We start from the raw sequence: 20,797 nt of genomic DNA, 5'->3' as shown, positions 1-20,797 counted from the left end.
CCTAGTTCTTGCTCGCGAAAGACGTCAACGATAATGCGTGCTTGGTGAATGAACGCGGCGCCTGTTAGTTTTTCGCAAGCTCGCTCCTACAGAGGAGGGTGAGAAATCAGCATGCATAAAAAAGGGGCGATCATATCGCCCCTTGTCGAGTCATCCGGCTATCAGCCCCGGCGACGCAGTGCGTCAATCCGCTCTTCCAGCGGCGGGTGGCTCATGAACAAGCGAGCCAGGCCCTGCTTGATGCCGCCGTTGATGCCGAAGGCGGTCAGGCTGTCCGGCATATGCACCGGCAGGCCCTGTTCGGAGCGCAGGCGTTGCAGCGCGCCGATCATTGCGCTGGTGCCCGCCAGGCGTGCGCCGGCTTCATCTGCGCGGAACTCGCGTTTGCGCGAGAACCACATCACGATGGCGCTGGCCAGGAAGCCCAGGACCAACTCGGCGAAAATGGTCGCCACGAAGTAGGCAATGCCACGGCCTTCTTCGTTCTTGAAGATGACCTTGTCGACAAAGTTGCCGATGATCCGCGCAAAGAACATCACGAAGGTGTTCACCACGCCCTGTACCAGTGCCAGGGTGACCATGTCGCCGTTGGCTACGTGGCCGATCTCGTGGGCCAGCACCGCCTTGACTTCATCGGGCGAAAACCGCTCCAGCAGGCCCTGGCTCACAGCCACCAGTGCGTCGTTCTTGTTCCAGCCGGTGGCAAAGGCGTTGGCCTCATAAGCAGGAAAAATCCCCACTTCGGGCATTTTGATGCCTGCTTCTTGAGACAACTGCTCCACGGTTTGCATCAGCCATTGTTCATGGCGAGTGCGGGGTTGAGTGATGATCTGGGTGCTGGTGCTCATCTTCGCCATCCACTTGGAGATGAACAGCGAGAACAGCGAACCGGCAAAACCAAAGACCGCACAGAAAATCAGCAGCTGATTGAGGTTCAGATCAACCCCATTGGCCGCCATGAACCCGTTGAAGCCAAAAAGGCTCAGGGTGACGCTGGCAATCAGTACGACCGCCAGGTTAGTGGCCAAGAACAGCAGGATGCGCATCATGGTTGTAGAATTCTCCTCATGCTTAATATGTCGCTCACTGCGGGGTATATAAGGTGCGGCATGGGGTGATTCAACCGGGGGACTATTTCAAACTGTGTCCTACACCTCGGGCGTAGGGCCTTGAAGGGATTTTCCCACCTGTATTGTCAGCCGTGATCGACCCGATGCTACCCCGTCGCCCCGTGATTATAGGGGGTACGTCATCGGCAGAGGCCAAATGAAGTACAACCGCAAGTAAGTGACACAGAAGTGTTGCCAGATAATCGCTGTACGACCCTTTGTGAGTCGTACAGCGTCAATTGCCTTACTGGCGATAGGACTTCAGGAAGTTGCCGATGCGACCAATGGCCATTTCCAGGTCATCCACGCGTGGCAAGGTCACTACGCGAAAGTGATCCGGCCACGGCCAGTTGAAGGCGGTGCCTTGCACGACCAGCAGTTTTTCTGACAGCAGCAGGTCGAGCACGAACTTCTCATCGTTGAGGATCGGGCAGACTTTCGGGTCGATCCGCGGGAATGCATAGAGCGCACCCATGGGCTTCACACAGCTCACGCCTGGAATGGCATTGAGCAATTCCCAGGTGCGGTTACGCTGCTCCAGCAAGCGGCCTTGGGGCAGGATCAGGTCATTGATGCTCTGGTAACCGCCCAGGGCGGTCTGGATCGCGTGCTGGCTTGGCACGTTGGCGCACAGGCGCATGTTGGCCAGCATATCGATGCCTTCGATGTAGCTTTGCGCGTTGTGCTTGGGCCCGGAGATGGCGATCCAGCCGGAGCGGAAGCCCGCCACGCGGTAGGACTTGGACAGGCCGTTGAAGGTCAGGCACAGCAGGTCCGGGGCCAGGGAGGCGGTGCAGATATGTACGGCGTCATCGTAGAGGATCTTGTCGTAGATCTCGTCGGAGAACACCACCAGGTTGTGCTGGCGCGCCAGCTCCAGCATGCCCAGCAGCACTTCTTTGGAATAAACGGCGCCTGTCGGGTTGTTCGGGTTGATGATCACCAGGGCTTTGGTGTTGGGGGTGATCTTGGCCTTGATGTCGGCCAGGTCCGGGAACCAGTCGGCGCCTTCATCACACAGGTAATGCACCGGGTGGCCGCCCGCCAGGGTCACGGCGGCGGTCCATAGAGGGTAATCCGGGGCTGGTACCAAGACTTCATCGCCATTGTTGAGCAATGCCTGCATGGACATCACGATCAACTCGGACACGCCGTTGCCCAGGTAGATGTCCTCGATGCCGACGCCTTCGACCTGCTTCTGCTGGTAGTACTGCATCACCGCCTTGCGCGCGCTGAACAGGCCCTTGGAGTCGCTGTAACCCTGGGCGGTCGGCAGGTTGCGGATCACATCCTGGAGGATTTCGTCCGGCGCCTCGAAACCAAACGGCGCCGGGTTGCCAATGTTCAGCTTGAGGATGCGATGGCCTTCCTCTTCCAGGCGTTTGGCGTGCTTGAGCACTGGGCCGCGAATGTCGTAGCAGACGTTGGCGAGCTTGTTCGATTTGCTGACCTGCATGGCGATGTGATCCTGAAAATGAACGATCCCGACGGCGTAGGCACTACCGTAGGGTGAAGCCTGCACGGCCCGCACCCATAAATACGTTTGAATGCCGGTGGCGCGGGTGCCAGACTGGCGTTTTGAAGAGGCGCAATCATACGTGCCGCCTGATCCATGGAAAAGACACAGATCAGGGTTTTTCAGTTGCCGAGGTGTACCGATGGATAAGTTGCAGAAAACTGTAGACGAATGGAAGGCGATGCTCGATCCGGAGCAGTACAACGTGTGCCGTCTCAAGGGTACCGAGCGACCGTTCAGCGGCAAGTACAACGCCACCAAGACCGACGGCGTCTACCACTGCATCTGCTGCAACGAGCCGCTGTTCGATTCCAAGGCCAAGTTTGATTCCGGCTGCGGCTGGCCCAGCTTCTATGAGCCGATTGCCGATAGCGCAATGGTCGAGATCCGCGACGTCAGTCACGGCATGATTCGCACCGAAGTCACCTGCGCCAAATGTGATGCACACCTGGGGCATGTGTTCCCGGACGGTCCACCGCCGACGGGCCTGCGCTACTGCATCAACTCGGTATGCCTGGATCTGGTGCCGCGCTAGGCTTGCATAGCCCCCGTAGGAGCGAGCTTGCTCGCGAAAAACGTCAACGATAACGCGGGGCGCCTGAATGAACGCGGCGTCTGGGAGTTTTTCGCGAGCAAGCTCGCTCCTACACGAATAAGGTTCTTCTTTCGCTGACTTGAGGTATTGCCATGAGCGACTCCCTGCTGAGCATCCCTTGCACCACCATCAAGGGTGAACAAAAAACCTTGGCCGATTTTGCCGGCAAGGCCATTCTGGTGGTCAACACCGCCAGCAAATGCGGCTTCACCCCGCAGTACAAGGGCCTTGAGCAGCTTTGGCAGCAATACAAGGACCAGGGCCTGGTAGTGCTCGGCTTTCCCTGCAACCAGTTCGGCAAGCAGGAGCCGGGCAACGAAGGTGCGATATCCGAGTTCTGCGAGCTGAACTTCGGCGTCAGTTTTCCGCTGTTCAAGAAAATCGACGTCAATGGCAGCGATGCCCACCCGCTGTTCGTGCAGTTGAAAAAACAGGCACCGGGTCTGCTGGGCTCCAAGAACATCAAGTGGAACTTCACCAAGTTTCTCATCGGCCGTGATGGCCAGCAGGTCAAGCGTTTTGCGCCAACCACCAAGCCCCAGGACTTGACCCAGGAGATCGAAGCCCTGCTCAAATGACCTACGCGGTGCGGGTACCCGTCAGAGGCTGGTGGTCTTCGGTACCCACAGTTCCAGCAAGGCGTTGAGTTCTTCCCGTCGAAACGGCTTGGCCAGGTAGTCGTTCATACCCGCCGCCCGGCAACGCTCGCGTTCTTCGGCCATCGCATTGGCGGTCAAGGCCACGATGGGCAAGTCCGGCCAACGCCCGCTGCGGCGAATTTGTCGGCTGGCCTCATAGCCATCCATCACGGGCATGTTGCAGTCCATCAACACCATATCGAAGCGCTGGTCCTCCAGCAGCCTGAGGGCTTCGCCACCGTGGGCCGCGACGATCACCTCGCACCCGAGCTTGCTGAGCATGCCCTTGGCCACCAGTTGGTTGACCGCGTTGTCCTCCACCAACAGGATGCGCGCACGGTGCGCAAGCGGTGCGGCCTCTATCTGTACCGGGTCGAGCACCAGTTGCGCGTCGCTGCGCAGGTTGCGTTGCAAGATCTGGTACAGCGCGTTACGGCTCAACGGGCGTGCCTGTTGTTGTAGCGGCGCCAGGGCCGCGACTTCAGCGCTGGGCAAAAAGTTGCCGTAGGCGGTGACCAGCAGAATCGGCGCGCTGATGCCCGGGCGCAAGCGGAACAAGCACTCAGGGCAGTCGGTGATCAACAGGTCGGGCGCCAGCCCGCTCAAATCGTCGTCCTGGGAATAACAGCGCGGCGTCAGCCCCCAAGAGGGCAACAGCGTGGTGAGCAGCTCCGTCAGCCCGCCGCCGGCGTTGGTGATGGCGATCACCTCGCCGGTGAGCGGTGCATAGCGTGTGGCAGGCAAATGCGCCGGCAGTGGAAGGTCGGCGCAGAACTGGCTGCCAAAGCCCACCTCCGAACTGATACTCAGGCGGCCTTGCATGGCTTCGCACAGGTTATGGGTCAGTGCCAGGCCTAAACCCGTGCCGCCAAACTGACGGGTGATGCCAGCGCCGGCCTGGGTGAACGGCTGGAAAATTTTCACCTGGGCTTCCTGAGCGATGCCAATGCCGGTGTCGCACACTTCGATGCTGACCCGGCCTTCCAAGGCGCGCAGGCGCACATCGACGCGGCCGAAGCGGGTGAACTTCAAGGCATTGGAGAGCAAGTTGCTGACGATTTGCCGCACACGGGTCGGGTCACCGATCACCTGGGCGGGAAATTGCGGGTCGATCAGGCAGGTCAGCTCCACACTCGGCGCAGCGTTTTGTGACAGCAGGTTGGCGGTGTCCTCCACCAGGGAGCCCAGGTCGAAGGGGATATGCTCCAGTTCCAACTGGCCGGCGTCGAATTTGGACAGGTCGAGAATATCGTTGAGCAACTCCACCAGCACTTTGCCTGAGTCATGGGCAATGGACAGTTGCTGGCGCTGTTCGGCGGTCAGCGGGCTGTCCAGTGACAGGGCAATCATGCCCAGCAGCCCGTTGAGTGGCGTGCGGATTTCATGGCTCATATTGGCCAGGAATGCCGCCCGCGCCTGGGCCATGCCCAGCGCCGTCATTTTCGCCGCCTCCAGCTCATCGTTGGACTGGCTCAAGCGTTGGTTGCTGGCCTTGAGTTCAAGGGTGCGCGCCGAAACGATATTTTCCAGTTGCCCCAGGTACTCCGTGAGGCGGTCTTCGGCGTGGCGCCGTTGCTGGATCTCGGTTTCCATGTTTTCGAATTGCTGGTTGGCGACGCTGACCAGCACGCCGATTTCATCGTGTTCATGCCCCGGTGGGCAATCCAGGCGCGCCTGTTTGCGTGTGCTCAGCTCGCGGATAATGCGCACCAGCGGTTGGGTGAGCATTACGTAGAACAGGCCGAGCAAAATCCCGGTGAGCAGCAGGCTGCGGGCGAAGCCGTTGAGCAGGGTGATCTCGGCGCGATGCAGGAAACGGCTGCCAAAGGCATAGGTGTCGACGTCAAGGCGCAGCACACCCAGCGAGTCGTTGGGCATATGGCTGAGAAACAGCCGGTCTTCGAACTGGCGATTGGCGCCAAACAGAAAATCGCTGACGGGCCGATAGTTGCTTTCTTTGCGCGGGCGGTTGACGTCGGCCAGCACCACCCCATTGTTGTCGATCAACTGCGCGCGGATGATGGCAGGGGAGTGCAGCAGGCCCAGGGTCAGTTCCTGGGCGAGTTCGGCATCGATGTTGTAGGCGATGCGTGACGCCGGGTTGTGGCTGATTTCAATCAGTGAGCGTATTTCACGGTTGATGGATGCGTCTTCACTGGCATAATCAATGCCGATTTGGATCAGGCTGAGCAGGGTTCCCAAGACGAAACCGACCAGCACAGTCAATCTGGCTTGTTTATAAGACAAGCGGTGGGCGAACTTGATATCCATCGAGTGTTGAACCACTTAGCGTTTCCCTTCGCCCGGCAAGCATAGCTGAACATCCACACGCTTTGGCTCGCCCGGCATGAATCGTTTTTTTGATGCAGCCCATGCAGTGTGCCGCAGGGTTGCCAATACGCCATCTTTTGCAAGAAGTTGCCAGAGGAATAGCTGTGGATTCTCGATTGAATGCCTTTCTTGAGCGCGCCGATGCGGTGCTGGCTCGCCTGGAACCGTTGTTACCCGCCCCGCGCCAAGCGATCGACTGGAGCCAATGCCTGGCCGCCCGTTGGCAGCGCGAAGGCCGCAGTGGCTTCCTGTTGCCGCTGGAAGTCAGCCTGGACATGCGCCTGTCGGACCTGATCGGTGTCGATAAACAACGCGGGCAACTGGCGCGCAACACCCAACAGTTCCTCGACGGTTTGCCCGCCAACCATGCGCTGTTATGGGGTTCGCGTGGCACCGGCAAGTCTTCCATGGTTCGTGCCTTGCTTGCCCAGCACGCCAAGGCGGGCTTGCGCTTGATCGAGATCGAGCGTGACCACCTGGCGGATCTGCCGCGGGTAGTCGAGCAACTGCTCAAGCTCCCCCAACGCTTTATTCTGTTTTGCGATGACCTGTCGTTTGAGGCCGGCGAAGGCGACTATCGCGTGCTCAAGAGCGTGCTCGATGGCTCCCTGGAACAGGCGCCGGAAAACGTGCTGCTGTATGCCACGTCCAACCGTCGCCACCTAGTGCCGGAAAACCAGAGCGACAATGACAACTGGAAGCGCGTGGATGGCGAATTGCACCCGAGCGAAGCGGTTGAAGACAAGATTGCCTTGTCGGATCGTTTTGGCCTGTGGCTGTCGTTCTACCCGTTTAGCCAGGAGCATTTCCTGGATGTGGTGGAGCACTGGATCGGCGAGTTGGCCAGCAAGGCCGGCTTGCAGTGGCAGCGCGATGAGCAGCTTGATGTCCTCGCGGTGCGTTGGGCCACTGGGCGGGGCAACCGCAATGGCCGGTGTGCCTATCAATTCGCCCGTTACTGGGTGGGTCTTAAATTGTTGGAACGTCAACCATGATCGATTTACAACAGGCCGGCAGCGGCCTTGATGGCTATGCCATGCTGTGCGCGCAACTGGAGTCGCTGTTGGCTGATGAGCGCGATTTTATTGCCAACAGTGCGCAGTTTTCCGCGTTCCTGTTCAACCAGTTGGATGACTTGAACTGGGCGGGCTTTTACCTCAATCGCAATGAAGAATTGGTGCTTGGGCCCTTTCAGGGGCAGATCGCCTGTGTGCGCATTCCGTTTGGTCGTGGTGTGTGTGGTGCGGCTGCGGCTTCACAGCAAACCCAGCGCGTGGAGGATGTGCACGCGTTCCCAGGCCATATCGCCTGTGACAGCGCTTCGAACAGTGAATTGGTAGTGCCCTTGGTCAAGGACGGTCGCCTGATTGGCGTTCTTGACCTCGACAGCCCATTGCTGGCCCGGTTCACCCCTCAGGACCAGGTGGGCATTGAGCGGCTGGCGGAGATTTTCCTGCGGTTGACCGACTGCTGAAGCGGCTGGTGCTAAGGCAGGTTGGGGTAGGGGCGCGTTTGCTCACTCCTGCCCCTACCGGCCCTGGCGATTATTGGCTTTGCAGCTCATCCAGTTGAACCTGCAGCATCTTTTCCAGTGCCTGCATGAGTTGTTCCAGGGCCTTGATACCGCTTTCGATCACGGCCCACTCCTCATTGCGAGAACAGCTTTGCTCCAAGGCTTCGCATTGCCCCGCCAATGAATGGGCTTGCACGATACGGGCTGCGCCCTTGATCTTGTGGGCTTGCTCAATAATTTCCGAGAGTGGCGCGTGTCGATCCAGCAGTTCGCTAAGGATCTGGCGGTCTTGATGGCTGCTGCTCAGTAGTTCCTCCAGCAGGCGTCTACTCAAATGGGGGTCACCTCCGGTCAACGCTTCCAGGCATTCGAGGTCCAGTCGTTGGTGCACGGCTTTAGGGACAATGTGTGCCAGTTGGCGCTCCAATACGGTGAGGCTGATGGGCTTGAACAGACAGTCATCCATGCCGGCCTGCACGCACCGTTGTCTTTCTTCTGGCTGGGCATTGGCGGTAAAGCCCAGTACCACGCAGGGCACCAATTGTTCGCGCTGCTCATACTCACGGATTGAGCGACTCAGTTCATAGCCATTCATGATGGGCATGTTGCAGTCGGCAATCACCAGGTCGAAATGCTCTTTACGCCAGGCCTGGAACCCCGCCGCACCGTGCTCGGCAGCGGTGAATTTATGCCCCAGGTAGCCCAGTTGCTGGCACATCAGCAGGCGGTTCGCCGGGTGGTCGTCTACCACCAGTACGTTAAGCACCAGTGCGGTGGCCGGCGTTTGCGGCGTGTGTTCACCCTCCGCCTGGATCGCTTGCAGGCGAGGCATGCTGAGGTTGACGTGCACCTGGGTGCCTACCATGGGCACGCTGCTCAGGCTCAATTGGCCGCCCATCATCGCGCACAGGCTGCGGCAGATCACCAGCCCCAGGCCCGCGCCACTGCGGGCCAGTTGCCCGGAGTTGTCCGCTTGGGCAAAGGGTTCGAACAGGCGCAGTTGGTCTTCCCGGCTGATGCCGATGCCGGTGTCTTCCACCACCAGTCTCAGCTCGATCTGCTCCGGGGCCTGGGTAGGCTGCAGCTCAACCTTGATCTTGACCTGCCCCTGTTCGGTGAACTTGATCGCGTTGCTGACAAGGTTCGATAGCACCTGCTTGAAGCGCAGTGGGTCTATCAGCACCTCGATATCGTTCAGATCGGGTTTGAACTCCAGCAGCAGGCTGAGGGTTTTCTGCCGTGCCAGCCCGTCGAAGACGCGCACCACTGATTCAATCACCTCCCGCAGGTTGACGCGCTCCGGCGCCAGGCTGAGGCGGCCGGACTCGATACGCGCGATGTCGAGAATGTCACCGATCAGCTCCAGCAGGTCTCTGGCCGAGTTGTACGCCACCTCGATCGCTGGACGGTCAAGGTGCCCTTGGTCGGCGCGCTTGAGCGTCAGTTCGAGCATGCCGATCACGGCGTTCATCGGGGTGCGAATCTCGTGGCTCATGGTGGCCAGGAACGTGCTCTTGGCGCGGTTGGCCTCGTCGGCACGCTCCTTGGCGGCGCGTAGTTCATCGAATAGCTGGCGTCGGTCACTGATATCGATCCAGCCACCGATGATGCCTTGGACTTCACCCGTGGAGTCGCGGTAGGGCAGGATCCAATGGTAGATGGTCAGTTTCCTGTCGTGGATATGCAGGCTGCGATCGAGGATCAGCGGGTTGCCCTCGGCGACTACGCGCAGGTAGTCAGCATGATACTGGGCTGCTTCCGACGCCAGGGCCATGGTCATCTGGGTCACGCTTTTGCCGATCACCTCTTCGCGCTTGACATCGAACACCTGCAGGTAGCTGTCGTTACAGGTCTGCAACAGCCCATTGCGGTCGCGCACGTAGATCGGATGCGGCGTCTCATTGACCAGTGCGCGCATGAACTCGAACTGATCGTTGAGGGCGCGTTCGGCCATTTTTCGATGCTTGATCTGGCGACGCATGTAGGCATTCCAGGCCAGGGAAATCAATAGCAACAGCCCGGTGCCGATGATGATGCGCGCGATCAATTGATGGTAGTTACGCCAGTAGCTGTCGGACGCGGCGGTATAGCCACGCCAGCGGCTGTTGATCACACCCATTTCATCCGGGGCAATGCTGAGCAGGGCCTTGTCGAGGATAGAGCTCAACTCCGTGGCTTGACGCGAGGTGGCCAGGGTGAAGGTCGCAGGGGTCGTGCCGATGCTGGCACTGATTTGCAGGCGGTCCTGGAAAACCTGGGAAGACAGGAAGTAGTTGGCGATCACCAGGGTATTCACGGCCCCGTCCACTTGTCCCTGTGCGAGCAACTCAGATGCTCTGAATGTATCACTGGTTTCCACCAGGTGAATCTCAGGAAAGTCCTTGCCCAAAGTTGCGGCCAAGGGGTTGCCCTGGGTTATAGCCAGACGCTTTCCTGCCATTTGCTCCATGTTCGTGGGCGCCCCTGGCTCTTTGCGCGTCAGCAGCACATAGGAGTTTTCCAGGTAAGGACGGCTGAAATTAAGCTGTGAGTCTCGTTCGTTGCTTGGAACGATGGCCCCGATCATATCGATTTTCTGAGCCGCGACCTGATCGATCATCGCGTTGACGTCGCGCCCGCGCTGCACCGAAAAACGCAGGCCGGTGCGCAGGCGAATCAACTCCAGCAGATCGGCGGTGATCCCGCGAAAATTACCGTCCGCATCGAAGAACGTCAGGGGCGCGAAGGTTTCGTTGACGATCACCGTGACCACCGGGTGATCTTTGAGCCAACGCTCTTCGCGCTGGGTCAGTTGCAGTTTCTGGTCGGTCAGCAGGATGTCGCTGCCGGCGCTCCAGCGCTTGGCAATGCTGTCCCTTTCGTTGATGGGCACCGAGGCCAGGGCTGAATCGACAATGCTGAGGAGCATCCGGTTGTCCTGGCGTGTGGCAAAACTGAAACCATAAGCTTCATGCTTGCCGAAGTTGGCCATGCGAATGTTTTTGAGATAGCCCTTGTTGATCATGTAATGGGTGGAAATGGTGTCACCGAGAAACACATCCGCCTGGTCGAAGGCCACTGCATTCAAGGCATTTTGATAAGACGGGTAGGCGCGGATGATCGCCTTGGGGTACAGCTTTTCCACCTCATTGAGCGGCAGGTAGTGATAGACAAGGCTCAGGCGCAGCCCGTCGAGGCCTTCGCTGAGGCTGCGGGTTTCTCCCTCGCGCGTGACCAGCACCGGCTGGTCCACGGCATAGGGTTCGGAGAGGATAAGGTTCGGCGTTGCAGCTTCAAACCCGTTGGAGGAGCCCAGCAGGTCAATTTCCCCGGCTTCCAGGGCACGAATGGCCGCCGCTCGGGAGGGGTAGCGCATCACAGTGATGGGCAGGGAGAGTGCCTTGGCCAGCAGTCCTGCATAGTCGGCGGTAAGGCCTTCGTAATCATGGCCGCTGGAAGTGAGGTCGAAGGGCGGGTAGTCGGGCGTGGATGTCCCCAGCGTTAGTTCACGTTTGTTCTGCAGCCACTGGCGCTGGGCCTTGTCAAAATGAGTGTCCAGTTGAACAGCTCCCGCGCGACTCAAGAGGGTGAAGCGTTCCGGGCTGGTTTGGTGCTCAGCGAGCACAGTCGTGCTGAAGTACAAACCGGCACTTAGTATTATTAGATAGTCCTTTATACGCCTGGGCATCCGCTTTCTCACACTAGCGCGTTTCGTTTTGCCATCTCGATGAGGTCAACCAAGGATTTGGCTTGAAGTTTTTGCATGAGTCTCTTTTTATAAGTGCTGACGGTCTTGTTACTTAAGAACATGCCTTTGGCGATTTCCTTGTTAGTGCGGCCCTGTGCAAACAGTTGCAGGACCATCAGTTCCCGGTCGTTGACGGTCTTGAACAGCTCCAGCTCTTGAGCATCCATGCCTTCGGTTCCGGGGCCATTCAAGGCCTGGCTGGGGAAGTAGTTGTAGCCGGACAGCACCGCGCGAATGGCACTCAGCAACTCGCTCAGGTCACCCTCCTTGCACACGTAGCCTTCCGCCCCCGAGCGCATGCAGCGCGTGGCAAACAGCGTGGGGCATTGGGCCGTGAGCACCAGGGTTTTCATGGAGGTGTTCATGGCGTTGAACCGGCAGAGCACCTCAAGGCCATCAAGTTTCGGGATGCTGATGTCGAGAATCACCAGGTCTGGAAGGCATTCACGGACCATCTGTATGGCATCGCACCCGTTATCTGTTTCGCCGACGACTTTGTAACCTTCGTGCTCCAGCAACATTCGAATGGCAAGCCGGATAACGGGGTGGTCATCGATAATAAAAACTGTGTTCATAGTCACTTTCCATGCAGGTGCAGATAAAGCGGGCACATTAGCTCAGAAGGTGAGTGCGCAGTATGAAGCTCGCACGGAGTAGATGCAGAACAGGAAAGTTCCTACATTTAAAAAGGTATCGGCCTACAAGTTGTTAGGTAATCGTGACAGCGCATGTGAGCGTTTTGAGGATGAGCCAGACAAGAAAGGAGGCTTGGAGATTTACGGCGGACCCCGAATCGTTTTTCGTTGTAGGGGATGTTTAAAATCCTACAGGAGCGGGTTAAAAGTTGAGCGGACTAATCGCTCAAGTTCATCTTTGTTCAAAGGTTTTGATAAGTAGCCAAGGAGGGGCAGACTTCGTTGTGCGGCTTGTATCGTCAGGTTAACCAATTCCGAGGTGGGTAAACCGCTTAACAAGATAGCGCTGGTGATGAAGCGCCGGCGGCTGGCGATTTCCACCAATTCAAGCCCGGGCAGGTCGGGCAGGCATTGGTCGCATAACATCAGGTCGAAAGGGTGTTCGGACTGACTCATCACGCGTATGGCTTGCTCGGCGTTTTCCACCGGGGTCAGTTGATCGAAGCCGAAGCTTCTGAGCAGGCACTGGGTGGCCATGAGTTGAAAGGGGTGATCCTCCACCAAAACAATACGAAGAGAATAGCTGGGCATAAAGAGCACACAGTAAGGCAAGCGTCGATGGGGGCAGTAGGAATTACTCGGCGGGTCCGTTGGGGGCGCGCGTGATTATTCTTCGTGCGCCTGTACGAATTCGATCAGGCCGCTCTGTTCCCATCGTAGGGCAATTCGCTTCAGGGAACAGGCAGCTGGATGGAGTCGTTATTGAGGGCTGGAGCGCCCAGTCATTTCCCGTGCCATTTCGGTGGCGTAGCTGTCGGTCATACCGGCGATGAAGTCGATCATGCGCAGGAAAGAGGCGTGCAGCGGCCAGGCGGGGTCCGGCGCGCTATTGCCCAGCAAATCGAGAATGCGCCGGTTCTTGAACGACGGCGTGCGCCCGCCATGTTGCTCCAGGGCCGCGCCGCAAAAGGCATTCAGCAGAATTTCCAGGGTGGTGTAGGCCCCGATCTCATGCAATGTCTTGCGCTTGTCCTGGAAGATCTTCTTGCGCGCCATGTCCTTGGCATCCAGCACGCAGCGCTTTGCCGGGCCGTGCATGTGCTCCACCAAGTCACCGGGCAGCGTGCCGGCCAACAGGGCGTCCTGCTGTTCGACAAACGCCTGCGCCGCCGCATTGGTCAGGTGCTCGATGGCTTTGCCGCGCAGGATCGCCAGCTTGCGGCGACGTGAGTCCATTGGGCCCAGTTGGCGATAGGTTTGCGGCAGGTCATCGCCGACCAGGTTCAGCAGCAGCGACTCGACTTCGGCGTACTGCAGAAGCTCCATTTCCAGGCCGTCTTCCAAGTCGATCAGCGCATAGCAGATATCGTCGGCGGCCTCCATCAGGTAGACGAGCGGGTGACGTGCCCAGCGTTGCTCCTCCAACTGGGGCAGGCCAAGCTTGTGGGCGATCTGCTCAAGAATCGGCAGCTCGCTCTGATAACAGCCGAACTTGTGTTTCTTGTAGCCCAGCGAGTCGGCGTGGCGGGCGGTCCAGGGGTATTTGAGGTAAGTGCCCAACGTGGCGTAGGTCAGCCGCGTGCCGCCGTCGAACTGATGGTATTCAAGTTGGGTGAGTACCCGAAAGCCCTGGGCATTGCCTTCGAAGTTCAGGAAGTCATTGCGTTCCGCGCCGCTCATGTCATCCAGCCAGCCGCGCCCGGCGGCCTGTTGGAACCAGTGGCGAATGGCGTCTTCGCCAGAATGCCCGAATGGCGGGTTGCCGATGTCATGGGCCAGGCAGGCCGATTGCACCACCATGCCCAGGTCGCTCGGGTCGCACCAGTCGGGCAGGGCGCTGCGCAGGGTTTCGCCCACGCGCATGCCGAGTGAACGCCCCACGCAGCTGACTTCCAGGGAGTGGGTCAAGCGTGTATGGATATGGTCGTTACTCGAAACCGGATGCACTTGGGTCTTGCGGCCCAGGCGCCGGAACGCGCCGGAGAAAATAATGCGGTCGTGATCTTTGTGGAAGGGGCTGCGGCCCAGTTCTTCAGGGCTGTGCAGGGGTTTTCCAAGACGTTCGCGGGTCAGCAGGGTGGGCCAATCCAAGGCGCAGGTTCTCCGTAACGTGAATGACAGTTCCAGCTTCCCGCTTCGGCTTTTGTGATGCAAGCGAATCCAGCGGTAAGCCGAGTCGATATCAATTAACAGCCAGCGCAAAAAACCGCAATGACCAGCACGTGTCTGGTCATTGCGGTCATCGGCTCACGCGTATCAGCTTTTGCGCGAAGAGCTCTGCATGGCCAACTTGATCAGCGGGATCAACCCGGCACCCAGCCGCACCAGGCGCGTGACGCTGCTGATGCTGCCGCCCTTGGCGCCTTTGCCGGTAAAGAAGCCCATCAGCGTGACCGCCGCCACGCCCCACAACGGCGCGTGCTTGATGCCCAGGCTGTCCTGCCAGTTGTGGCGCATGTTGCGCATTCTGTGCAGGGGCGCCATGAGTTGTTGGGACTCATGCCGGATTTCCTGGCGGTGCATTTCCATGCGCAGGCGGATCAAGGCTTTGCGCATTTCCCGGCGTGACGTGTTTTGCGGGATCTCAGTCATGCTCATGGCAGCAGGCGCTCCCGGTCATTGGCCAGTTCTTCGAGCGTGGCGTGGAAGGGCGTGGACTCATCGAACACCGCCGCCTTCAAGCGCACACCGCAGAACGCAGCGGCCAGGCTATAGAACACGCACAGGCAGATGATACCGGTGAGGCGATAGCCTGTGTCCCACACCAGGATCATCACCAGGGTCGACAACCCCACCAGCAACAGCAGGGCAAACACCAATGCCAGGCCGGCAAACAGCAACAGGCTCACGGTACGGGCCTTTTGCTCTTGTAATTCAATACCAAACAACTCGACGTGACTGTGCAGCAAGCCCAGCACAGCTGCGCCCAGGCGTCGGGAGGTCGAACCGCTTGCTGAGGAATGTGCGCTCGAAGATGAGCTGGATTCGCCGATAGACATGGTTAGCGCCTTGTAGCCAGCAGACCGATCAAAAAGCCTACGCCGGCAGCAATGCCGACCGACTGCCATGGGTTGGCTTGCACGTAGTCTTCGGTGGCAGTGATCGCCGCCTGGCCGCGCTCGCGCAGTGAGTCCTCAGTCAGTTGCAAGGTCTCGCGGGCCTTGAGCAGGCTCTCGTGGATCTTGGTGCGCAGCTCGTCAGCCTGGTCACCGGCCAGCACGGCGGTGTCGTCCAGCAACTTTTCGGTATCGCTGACCAGGGTTTGAAAATCCTCCATCAGTATCTCTTGAGCAGTCTTTGCTGTTTTACCGGCCATGGTTGTCTCCGTGGGTAGCTGATCTGTACGTGTGGTTTCGAGTCGCGGCGTTGGCTGAAGGTTCAGTGCAATTGTGTGGTACAGCTTTTGCTTTGCCTTGGTGCGCAGGCTTTAGGGCCTGCGCTGAATCCGGGCGGTCGAGGTAAACACCTTGAAAAACCTTACCCTAAATCACTCAACTTCGCGGAAAAACCCTATCGGCAACGGCCTGTTGTGTTGAACGCTGCGCTAAAGCGGTTCACGCCCTCTGAAGAGGGGCGAAGCCGGCGGTGCCAATTTAGTGCGCGAAACTCTGGCTTGAACCGCTTTAGTGCTTTTTGCCTTGATGCAGGCCTGCCAACCTCCATGGAAAACTTGCAAAGCGCAGTGGACACCCTTGTCCACAGTTCCAACACCCTGTTCATCCTGATTGGCGCGGTCATGGTACTGGCCATGCACGCCGGCTTTGCCTTCCTTGAAGTTGGCACGGTACGCCAGAAGAACCAGGTCAACGCCTTGTCGAAAATCCTCAGTGATTTTGCGATTTCAACGCTGGCCTATTTCTTTATAGGCTATTGGATCTCCTACGGTGTGAGCTTCCTGCAACCGGCCGCCGTCATCAGCGCCGATCATGGTTACGGCCTGGTAAAGTTTTTCTTCCTGCTGACGTTTGCCGCGGCGATTCCGGCGATCATTTCCGGCGGGATTGCCGAGCGTGCGAAGTTTGCGCCGCAGTTGTGTGCCACCGCGCTGATCGTGGCGTTTATTTACCCGTTCTTCGAAGGCCTGGTGTGGAACGGCAACTTTGGCTTGCAAGCCTGGCTGCTCGTAACCTTTGGCGCCAGCTTCCACGACTTTGCCGGCTCCGTGGTGGTGCACGCCATGGGCGGCTGGCTGGCGCTGGCGGCGGTGTTGCTGCTGGGCCCGCGCAATGGGCGCTATCGCGAAGGGCGCCTGGTGGCGTTTGCGCCGTCGAGCATTCCTTTCCTGGCGCTGGGCTCGTGGATTCTGATCGTGGGCTGGTTCGGCTTTAACGTGATGAGCGCGCAAACCCTCAATGGCGTCAGTGGCCTGGTGGCCGTCAATTCGCTGATGGCCATGGTCGGTGGCACCGTGGCTGCCCTTGTGATTGGCCGTAACGATCCCGGTTTTCTGCACAATGGTCCCCTGGCCGGGTTGGTGGCGATCTGCGCCGGCTCCGACCTGATGCACCCGGTGGGCGCGTTGGTCACGGGCGTGGTGGCTGGCGGCTTGTTCGTGTGGTGTTTTATCGCTGCCCAATCGCGCTGGAAGATCGATGACGTGCTGGGCGTGTGGCCGTTGCATGGTTTGTGTGGTGTGTGGGGCGGCATTGCCTGCGGCATCTTCGGGCAGACCGCCCTGGGTGGGCTGGGCGGTGTGAGCCTGATCAGCCAGTTGATCGGCACCGGGCTGGGCGTGGTCGTGGCGTTTGGCGGCGGCTTGCTGGTGTACGGCGTGATCAAACGCGTGCAAGGGCTGCGCTTGACCCAGGAGCAGGAGTATTACGGCGCGGACCTGTCGATCCACAAGATCGGCGCGGTCAGTCAGGATTGATCGGCGCTTCTTCATCTGTATGTGGCGGCGGGTAAAAACCGTGTAGCAGGCGGTAGCGGTTGTGCCGTACCTCATCCACCCGTGCCTGCACCTGTTGGTCCGGCAGGCCCAGCAGGATCAGGGCATGGGCGGCGAGCATCAGGCTCGACTCCAGCAACTCGGGCACCACTTCGCTGGCGCCCGCGGCCTTGAGCTCAGCCAACTGGCTGTCATCGCGGGTGCGCACCAGGATCGGCACGTTGGGGTTGATCTGCCGCGCCTCCTTGAGCACCACCAGGGCGACATCGCTGTTGTCCACCGCGATCACCACCAACCGCGCCCGCTCCAGGCCGACGGCGCTGAGCAAGGCGCCACGGCGGCAGTCGCCGTAATGCACGCTGCTGTCCTCGGTGGCGGCTTCCTGCACCCGTTCGGGGTCATCATCCAGGGCGATAAACGCCTGTTGTTCGCGGCGCATAAAGCGCCCAATGGACTGGCCTACGCGGCCATAGCCGCAAATCACTACGTGCCCGTGCAGTTGGGCATTGAGCGCGGTGATCTGCTCCAGTTGCACTTGCTGGTTGGGCTTGCGGTGCAGGCGCAGGGCAACGGCCGGTGCCGCACGCAACAGCAGCGGTGTCAGCAGCATCGAGCAGAAGGTGGCGGCCAATAGCAAGCCGTTGAACTCATCGGGAATCAACCGGCTCTGCTGCATCTGCGCCATCAGCGCAAAACAGAACTCGCCGCCCTGGGCCAGTGCCAGGCCGCTGCGCCAGGCCGTTTCGGTGTCGCTGTTACGCCATTTGACCAGCGCCGCGACCACCATGCCTTTGACCAGCATCAACGCGAGCGTCAGGCCGAGGATCAACAGGCTGTGGCTGACGAACAACTGCAGGTCGATAAGCATGCCGATGCTGACAAAAAACAGCCCCAGCAGAATGTCGCGAAACGGGCGGATATCCGCTTCGATCTGGTGCCGGTAATGACTCTCGCCCAGCAACATGCCGGCCAGGAACGCGCCGAGGGCAGGGGACAGCCCCAGCAGGTGGGTGAGCCAGGCGGTGAGCAAGACAATCACCAGCGCCAGCAGCACAAACAGCTCCGCCGAATGCGACGCGGCGACTTCACGAAACAGGCGCGGCAGCAACCAGCGGCTGGCGAACAACAGGCCCACGAACAGCACCACGGTCTTGCCCAGGGTCAGCGGCAGCGCCCAGTACCAGGCTTGGTCACTGCTGCCGGCAAACACCGGCACCAATGTCAGCAGCAACACCGCCACGACGTCCTGAAACAGCAACACGCCTATCGCGTTCTGGCCATGACTGCTGAAGATCTCACCGAGGCTGGTCAACTCTTTGCTGACAATGGCCGTGGACGATAACGCCAGCCCTGCGCCCAGCAGCAGCGCGATGCCGGGTGCGAGGCCAAAGCCCATCAGTAATGCGCCCAGCAATGCCCCACACCCCAGCACTTGCAGGCTGCCCAGGCCAAATACCACGCTGCGCAGCGCCAACATTTTCGACAGGGAAAACTCCAGCCCCAGGGAAAACAGCAGGAACACCACGCCCATCTCGGCGAGGTCCGGCAGGTCTTCGTTGTCATTGACCCAATCCAACGCGGTGGGCCCCACTGCCAGGCCAACGCACAGGTAGCCCAGCACAGGGGGCAGTTGCAGCCGGCGAAACAGCGCAATCACCACCAGGGATGAGGCCAGGATAATCAGCAGGTTGGCGAACACAGGCATCTCCGTTGCAGGGTGAGCGGCAAAAAAGCCGCGAGAATCGCTGAATCAGTTATAGGCCATGGTGATCTGGGTCAGGCTTTTTGCACCGTAGGAGCGAGCTTGCTCGCGAAAAACGTCAACGCTAGCGCGCAGGTTCCTGAATGAGCGCGGCGCACGGGAGCTTTTCGCGAGCAAGCTCGCTCCTACAAGGGGCTTGTTGGGCTTAGAATGGACGTTCGTTTTGTGACCTGAGTCCTTTGATCATGCTTCCTGAATGCCAGCTGTTCGGCACCCTGGGTTGCCATCTGTGTGAGATCGCCGAAGCCGAAATCATGCCGCTCGTCGAACACGGGCTGTTGGTGGAGTTGGTGGATATCACCGATCCCCAGGACCTGACAGATGTCTACGGCCTGCGTATTCCGGTGCTTCGCCGCATGGACACCGGGGCGGAACTGGACTGGCCGTTCGACACCGATCAGGTGGTTGCCTTCCTGCGCTGAGATTTATGCGATGGCGGCTTTCCAAATATTAAGTTACTGTATATTCGTACAGCGATTGAATAGAGGGAACGCCCGTGGTGAATGTTGAACAACTTAAAAGCAGCGTCAATCGCATGTCCGCCGATGTGGTACGCGACGCGGTGAACGAGCTGCGCCTCGATGGCCTGGTTACGGAAGGCAAGACGCCGTTTAACAAAGTGCATTTCAACACCTGCTTTGCGGAAATCGAGGCGCTGTTCCAGCGCGCCGGTTATCACAAGCAGCTGGATGTGGTGGGTTATCAGGGCTTGCTCTACGCGCTGTATGACCCGGGCCGTTGGGAAGCAGTGGACGTGCTGCGCTGGCTCAAGGAATTCACCGAGGCGGCGAGCGCCTCGCCGGTGCTGCGGGCTCAACTGGCCAAGGCCTGAGATAGGCCCTAGGCAATCGCGCGCCATGGGCGATAATGCTCGCCTGTTTCCAGGCTTTGAGCGTCGGCATGTCTACTTGCGTTTTTTCTCCCTCCCAGCACCAAGCCAGCACCCTGTACTTGCCGCCGGGCTCCTGGGGGACGGTGCTCGACTGCTTGTGCGCACACTTCCCGGCCATTGGCCGTGAACAGTGGCTGGACCGCATTGCCCGAGGCCGGGTGCTGGATGTCAACGGTAGCCCGATCAGCCTGGGCCTGGGCTACAAGGAAGGCCTGTGCATCTATTACTTTCGCGAAGTGCTCAACGAGAAAGTGATTCCGGTGCAGGAAAGCATCCTGTACGCCGATGAGCATCTGGTGGTGGCGGACAAACCGCATTTCCTGCCAGTGACACCCGCTGGCGAGTACGTCGAGCACACTTTGTTGCGCCGCTTGATCCGGCGCCTGGACAACCCCGCTCTGGTGCCTCTGCACCGTATCGACCGGCATACGGCGGGGTTGGTGCTGTTCTCCGCCAACCCGCATAGCCGTTCGGCCTATCAGCAATTGTTTCCCACGCGACGTATCGACAAATTCTACGAAGCCATCGCCCCGGCCTTGCCGCATCTCAGCTTCCCGTTGGTGCACAAAAGCCGCTTGGTGGATGGCGAACCTTTCTTTCGCATGCAGGAAGGGCCGGGCGCTAGCAACACTGAGACGGCGGTAGAGGTGCGCGAGAAAAATGGCGATCTATGGCGCTACGGCCTGTTCCCGGTGACCGGCAAGAAGCACCAGCTGCGCGTGCACATGACGGCGCTGGGAGCGAGCATCTGCAATGACCCGTTCTACCCCGAAGTGATCAAGGACGCCGAGGATGATTACGCAAGGCCACTCAAGCTGTTGGCCCAAGGCGTGCGTTTTATCGACCCGGTGAGCGGCCAGGAGCGCAGCTTCCGCAGCCAGATCACCTTGGACTGGTAAACCCCAGGAACAACAAGGCCCGCGCTAGGCGGGCCTTGTGTGCGAGCGTTAAGACTTACAGGTCTTTAACAGTGCGAACCTGATCTTTGTTGATTCGGGTGTGCTTGCCGTCCAGCTGTTCGAATTCGTAGAAGCCCGAATCTTCATCGTATTTCGGGGTGTCGACGGCCTGGATTTCGCGACCGTCATTCAGGGTGATCACTGTTGGCGAAGCGCAACCGGCGAGGGTGGCGAGGCCCAGTGCAAGCATGAGAGCGGCGATGGTCCGTTGAGTCATGAGTTTGTCTCCGAG

General features: G+C 59.4%; 20 protein-coding genes. 8 read left to right on the top strand and 12 right to left on the bottom strand.

The annotated features are described in order from the left end of the window. Nucleotides 1-161 precede the first annotated feature (161 nt). Nucleotides 162-1,049 (bottom strand): protease HtpX, encoded by an 888-nt coding sequence (htpX, locus tag GIW04_RS07515; protein ID WP_003189904.1) that lies wholly within the window; start codon nt 1,047-1,049, stop codon nt 162-164. Between the two features lie 304 nt (nt 1,050-1,353). Continuing rightward, nucleotides 1,354-2,565 (bottom strand): pyridoxal phosphate-dependent aminotransferase, encoded by a 1,212-nt coding sequence (locus tag GIW04_RS07510; protein WP_003189906.1) that lies wholly within the window; start codon nt 2,563-2,565, stop codon nt 1,354-1,356. A gap of 202 nt (nt 2,566-2,767) precedes the next feature. Here GIW04_RS07510 and msrB point away from each other — a divergent pair, with 202 nt between their 5' ends. Continuing rightward, nucleotides 2,768-3,160, top strand: coding sequence for a peptide-methionine (R)-S-oxide reductase MsrB (gene msrB / locus GIW04_RS07505; RefSeq protein WP_003189907.1), 393 nt, complete (start codon nt 2,768-2,770; stop codon nt 3,158-3,160). 152 nt (nt 3,161-3,312) lie between these two features. Then, the gene (locus tag GIW04_RS07500) at nt 3,313-3,798 is read left to right on the top strand and encodes a glutathione peroxidase (protein ID WP_014717681.1); all 486 of its coding nucleotides are present in this window, start codon (nt 3,313-3,315) and stop codon (nt 3,796-3,798) included. A 21-nt stretch (nt 3,799-3,819) separates the two neighbouring features. Here the strand turns inward: GIW04_RS07500 and GIW04_RS07495 are convergent, their stop codons facing one another. Continuing rightward, entirely contained in the window at nt 3,820-6,129 is a 2,310-nt protein-coding gene (locus GIW04_RS07495; protein ID WP_120247717.1) for a hybrid sensor histidine kinase/response regulator, read from the bottom strand. Between the two features lie 164 nt (nt 6,130-6,293). On the opposite strand from GIW04_RS07495, the gene GIW04_RS07490 reads away from it, so the two are divergent. Together GIW04_RS07490 and GIW04_RS07485 are read left to right on the top strand one after the other, a co-directional pair. Then, entirely contained in the window at nt 6,294-7,184 is an 891-nt protein-coding gene (locus GIW04_RS07490) for an ATP-binding protein (RefSeq protein ID WP_034135161.1), read from the top strand. Further along, entirely contained in the window at nt 7,181-7,663 is a 483-nt protein-coding gene (locus GIW04_RS07485; protein WP_034135162.1) for a GAF domain-containing protein, read from the top strand. Before GIW04_RS07490 ends, GIW04_RS07485 begins: the two co-directional genes overlap by 4 nt. A 70-nt stretch (nt 7,664-7,733) precedes the next feature. Here the strand turns inward: GIW04_RS07485 and GIW04_RS07480 are convergent, their stop codons facing one another. The 7 genes from GIW04_RS07480 to GIW04_RS07450 all read right to left on the bottom strand — a co-directional run bounded on the left by GIW04_RS07480 (nt 7,734) and on the right by GIW04_RS07450 (nt 15,380). Next, entirely contained in the window at nt 7,734-11,369 is a 3,636-nt protein-coding gene (locus GIW04_RS07480) for a transporter substrate-binding domain-containing protein (protein WP_003189916.1), read from the bottom strand. An 8-nt stretch (nt 11,370-11,377) separates the two neighbouring features. After that, complete coding sequence (locus tag GIW04_RS07475; protein ID WP_003189917.1) at nt 11,378-12,004, bottom strand: response regulator transcription factor; 627 nt, start codon at nt 12,002-12,004, stop codon at nt 11,378-11,380. Nucleotides 12,005-12,253: 249 nt separating this feature from the next. Continuing rightward, nucleotides 12,254-12,655: a response regulator gene (locus tag GIW04_RS07470; protein ID WP_003189919.1), complete on the bottom strand. Its 402-nt coding sequence runs from the start codon at nt 12,653-12,655 to the stop codon at nt 12,254-12,256. A gap of 168 nt (nt 12,656-12,823) precedes the next feature. Continuing rightward, on the bottom strand, nt 12,824-14,155 hold the full coding sequence (locus GIW04_RS07465; RefSeq protein WP_003189920.1) for a deoxyguanosinetriphosphate triphosphohydrolase: 1,332 nt from the start codon (nt 14,153-14,155) through the stop codon (nt 12,824-12,826). A 165-nt stretch (nt 14,156-14,320) separates the two neighbouring features. Beyond that, the gene (locus tag GIW04_RS07460) at nt 14,321-14,662 is read right to left on the bottom strand and encodes a hypothetical protein (protein ID WP_120247718.1); all 342 of its coding nucleotides are present in this window, start codon (nt 14,660-14,662) and stop codon (nt 14,321-14,323) included. Further along, nucleotides 14,659-15,063, bottom strand: a complete 405-nt coding sequence (locus tag GIW04_RS07455; protein ID WP_032892696.1) for a phage holin family protein — start codon at nt 15,061-15,063, stop codon at nt 14,659-14,661. Before GIW04_RS07455 ends, GIW04_RS07460 begins: the two co-directional genes overlap by 4 nt. Before the next feature lie 2 nt (nt 15,064-15,065). Then, on the bottom strand, nt 15,066-15,380 hold the full coding sequence (locus tag GIW04_RS07450; RefSeq protein ID WP_003189926.1) for a DUF883 family protein: 315 nt from the start codon (nt 15,378-15,380) through the stop codon (nt 15,066-15,068). A 345-nt stretch (nt 15,381-15,725) separates the two neighbouring features. Here GIW04_RS07450 and GIW04_RS07445 point away from each other — a divergent pair, with 345 nt between their 5' ends. After that, a complete protein-coding gene (locus GIW04_RS07445) occupies nt 15,726-16,934 on the top strand; it encodes an ammonium transporter (RefSeq protein ID WP_003189927.1) in 1,209 nt (402 codons plus the stop codon). Here the strand turns inward: GIW04_RS07445 and GIW04_RS07440 are convergent. After that, nucleotides 16,921-18,657 carry a cation:proton antiporter gene (locus GIW04_RS07440; RefSeq protein WP_120247719.1) on the bottom strand — a complete coding sequence of 579 codons (1,737 nt, stop codon included), beginning with the start codon at nt 18,655-18,657 and terminating at the stop codon, nt 16,921-16,923. The two genes, GIW04_RS07445 and GIW04_RS07440, sit on opposite strands and share 14 nt — an antisense overlap. A 242-nt stretch (nt 18,658-18,899) precedes the next feature. On the opposite strand from GIW04_RS07440, the gene GIW04_RS07435 reads away from it, so the two are divergent. From GIW04_RS07435 to GIW04_RS07425, 3 genes are all read left to right on the top strand, one after another. Further along, nucleotides 18,900-19,136: a glutaredoxin family protein gene (locus GIW04_RS07435; protein WP_003189931.1), complete on the top strand. Its 237-nt coding sequence runs from the start codon at nt 18,900-18,902 to the stop codon at nt 19,134-19,136. Nucleotides 19,137-19,210: 74 nt separating this feature from the next. After that, the gene (locus tag GIW04_RS07430) at nt 19,211-19,546 is read left to right on the top strand and encodes a hypothetical protein (protein ID WP_003189932.1); all 336 of its coding nucleotides are present in this window, start codon (nt 19,211-19,213) and stop codon (nt 19,544-19,546) included. 68 nt (nt 19,547-19,614) lie between these two features. After that, nucleotides 19,615-20,505, top strand: a complete 891-nt coding sequence (locus GIW04_RS07425) for a pseudouridine synthase (protein WP_094774924.1) — start codon at nt 19,615-19,617, stop codon at nt 20,503-20,505. 55 nt (nt 20,506-20,560) lie between these two features. On the opposite strand, the gene GIW04_RS07420 is transcribed toward GIW04_RS07425, so the two are convergent. Then, the gene (locus tag GIW04_RS07420) at nt 20,561-20,782 is read right to left on the bottom strand and encodes a YgdI/YgdR family lipoprotein (RefSeq protein ID WP_003189935.1); all 222 of its coding nucleotides are present in this window, start codon (nt 20,780-20,782) and stop codon (nt 20,561-20,563) included. Nucleotides 20,783-20,797: the final 15 nt, after the last annotated feature.

The organism is Pseudomonas sp. PA-4-8C, from assembly GCF_021606625.1.
GTDB lineage: Bacteria > Pseudomonadota > Gammaproteobacteria > Pseudomonadales > Pseudomonadaceae > Aquipseudomonas > Aquipseudomonas lactis.
The sequence above is the reverse complement of the archived record's forward strand: the minus strand, read 5'-3'. Positions and strand labels throughout refer to the sequence as shown.

Bases quoted from the DNA above. Each gene is read 5' to 3' on its own strand.
- htpX (WP_003189904.1), bottom strand. From the start codon at position 1,049: ATGATGCGCATCCTGCTGTTCTTGGCCACTAACCTGGCGGTCGTACTG.
- GIW04_RS07510 (WP_003189906.1), bottom strand. From the start codon at position 2,565: ATGCAGGTCAGCAAATCGAACAAGCTCGCCAACGTCTGCTACGACATT.
- msrB (WP_003189907.1), top strand. From the start codon at position 2,768: ATGGATAAGTTGCAGAAAACTGTAGACGAATGGAAGGCGATGCTCGAT.
- GIW04_RS07500 (WP_014717681.1), top strand. From the start codon at position 3,313: ATGAGCGACTCCCTGCTGAGCATCCCTTGCACCACCATCAAGGGTGAA.
- GIW04_RS07495 (WP_120247717.1), bottom strand. From the start codon at position 6,129: ATGGATATCAAGTTCGCCCACCGCTTGTCTTATAAACAAGCCAGATTG.
- GIW04_RS07485 (WP_034135162.1), top strand. From the start codon at position 7,181: ATGATCGATTTACAACAGGCCGGCAGCGGCCTTGATGGCTATGCCATG.
- GIW04_RS07480 (WP_003189916.1), bottom strand. From the start codon at position 11,369: ATGCCCAGGCGTATAAAGGACTATCTAATAATACTAAGTGCCGGTTTG.
- GIW04_RS07475 (WP_003189917.1), bottom strand. From the start codon at position 12,004: ATGAACACAGTTTTTATTATCGATGACCACCCCGTTATCCGGCTTGCC.
- GIW04_RS07470 (WP_003189919.1), bottom strand. From the start codon at position 12,655: ATGCCCAGCTATTCTCTTCGTATTGTTTTGGTGGAGGATCACCCCTTT.
- GIW04_RS07460 (WP_120247718.1), bottom strand. From the start codon at position 14,662: ATGAGCATGACTGAGATCCCGCAAAACACGTCACGCCGGGAAATGCGC.
- GIW04_RS07455 (WP_032892696.1), bottom strand. From the start codon at position 15,063: ATGTCTATCGGCGAATCCAGCTCATCTTCGAGCGCACATTCCTCAGCA.
- GIW04_RS07450 (WP_003189926.1), bottom strand. From the start codon at position 15,380: ATGGCCGGTAAAACAGCAAAGACTGCTCAAGAGATACTGATGGAGGAT.
- GIW04_RS07445 (WP_003189927.1), top strand. From the start codon at position 15,726: ATGGAAAACTTGCAAAGCGCAGTGGACACCCTTGTCCACAGTTCCAAC.
- GIW04_RS07440 (WP_120247719.1), bottom strand. From the start codon at position 18,657: ATGCCTGTGTTCGCCAACCTGCTGATTATCCTGGCCTCATCCCTGGTG.
- GIW04_RS07435 (WP_003189931.1), top strand. From the start codon at position 18,900: ATGCTTCCTGAATGCCAGCTGTTCGGCACCCTGGGTTGCCATCTGTGT.
- GIW04_RS07425 (WP_094774924.1), top strand. From the start codon at position 19,615: ATGTCTACTTGCGTTTTTTCTCCCTCCCAGCACCAAGCCAGCACCCTG.
- GIW04_RS07420 (WP_003189935.1), bottom strand. From the start codon at position 20,782: ATGACTCAACGGACCATCGCCGCTCTCATGCTTGCACTGGGCCTCGCC.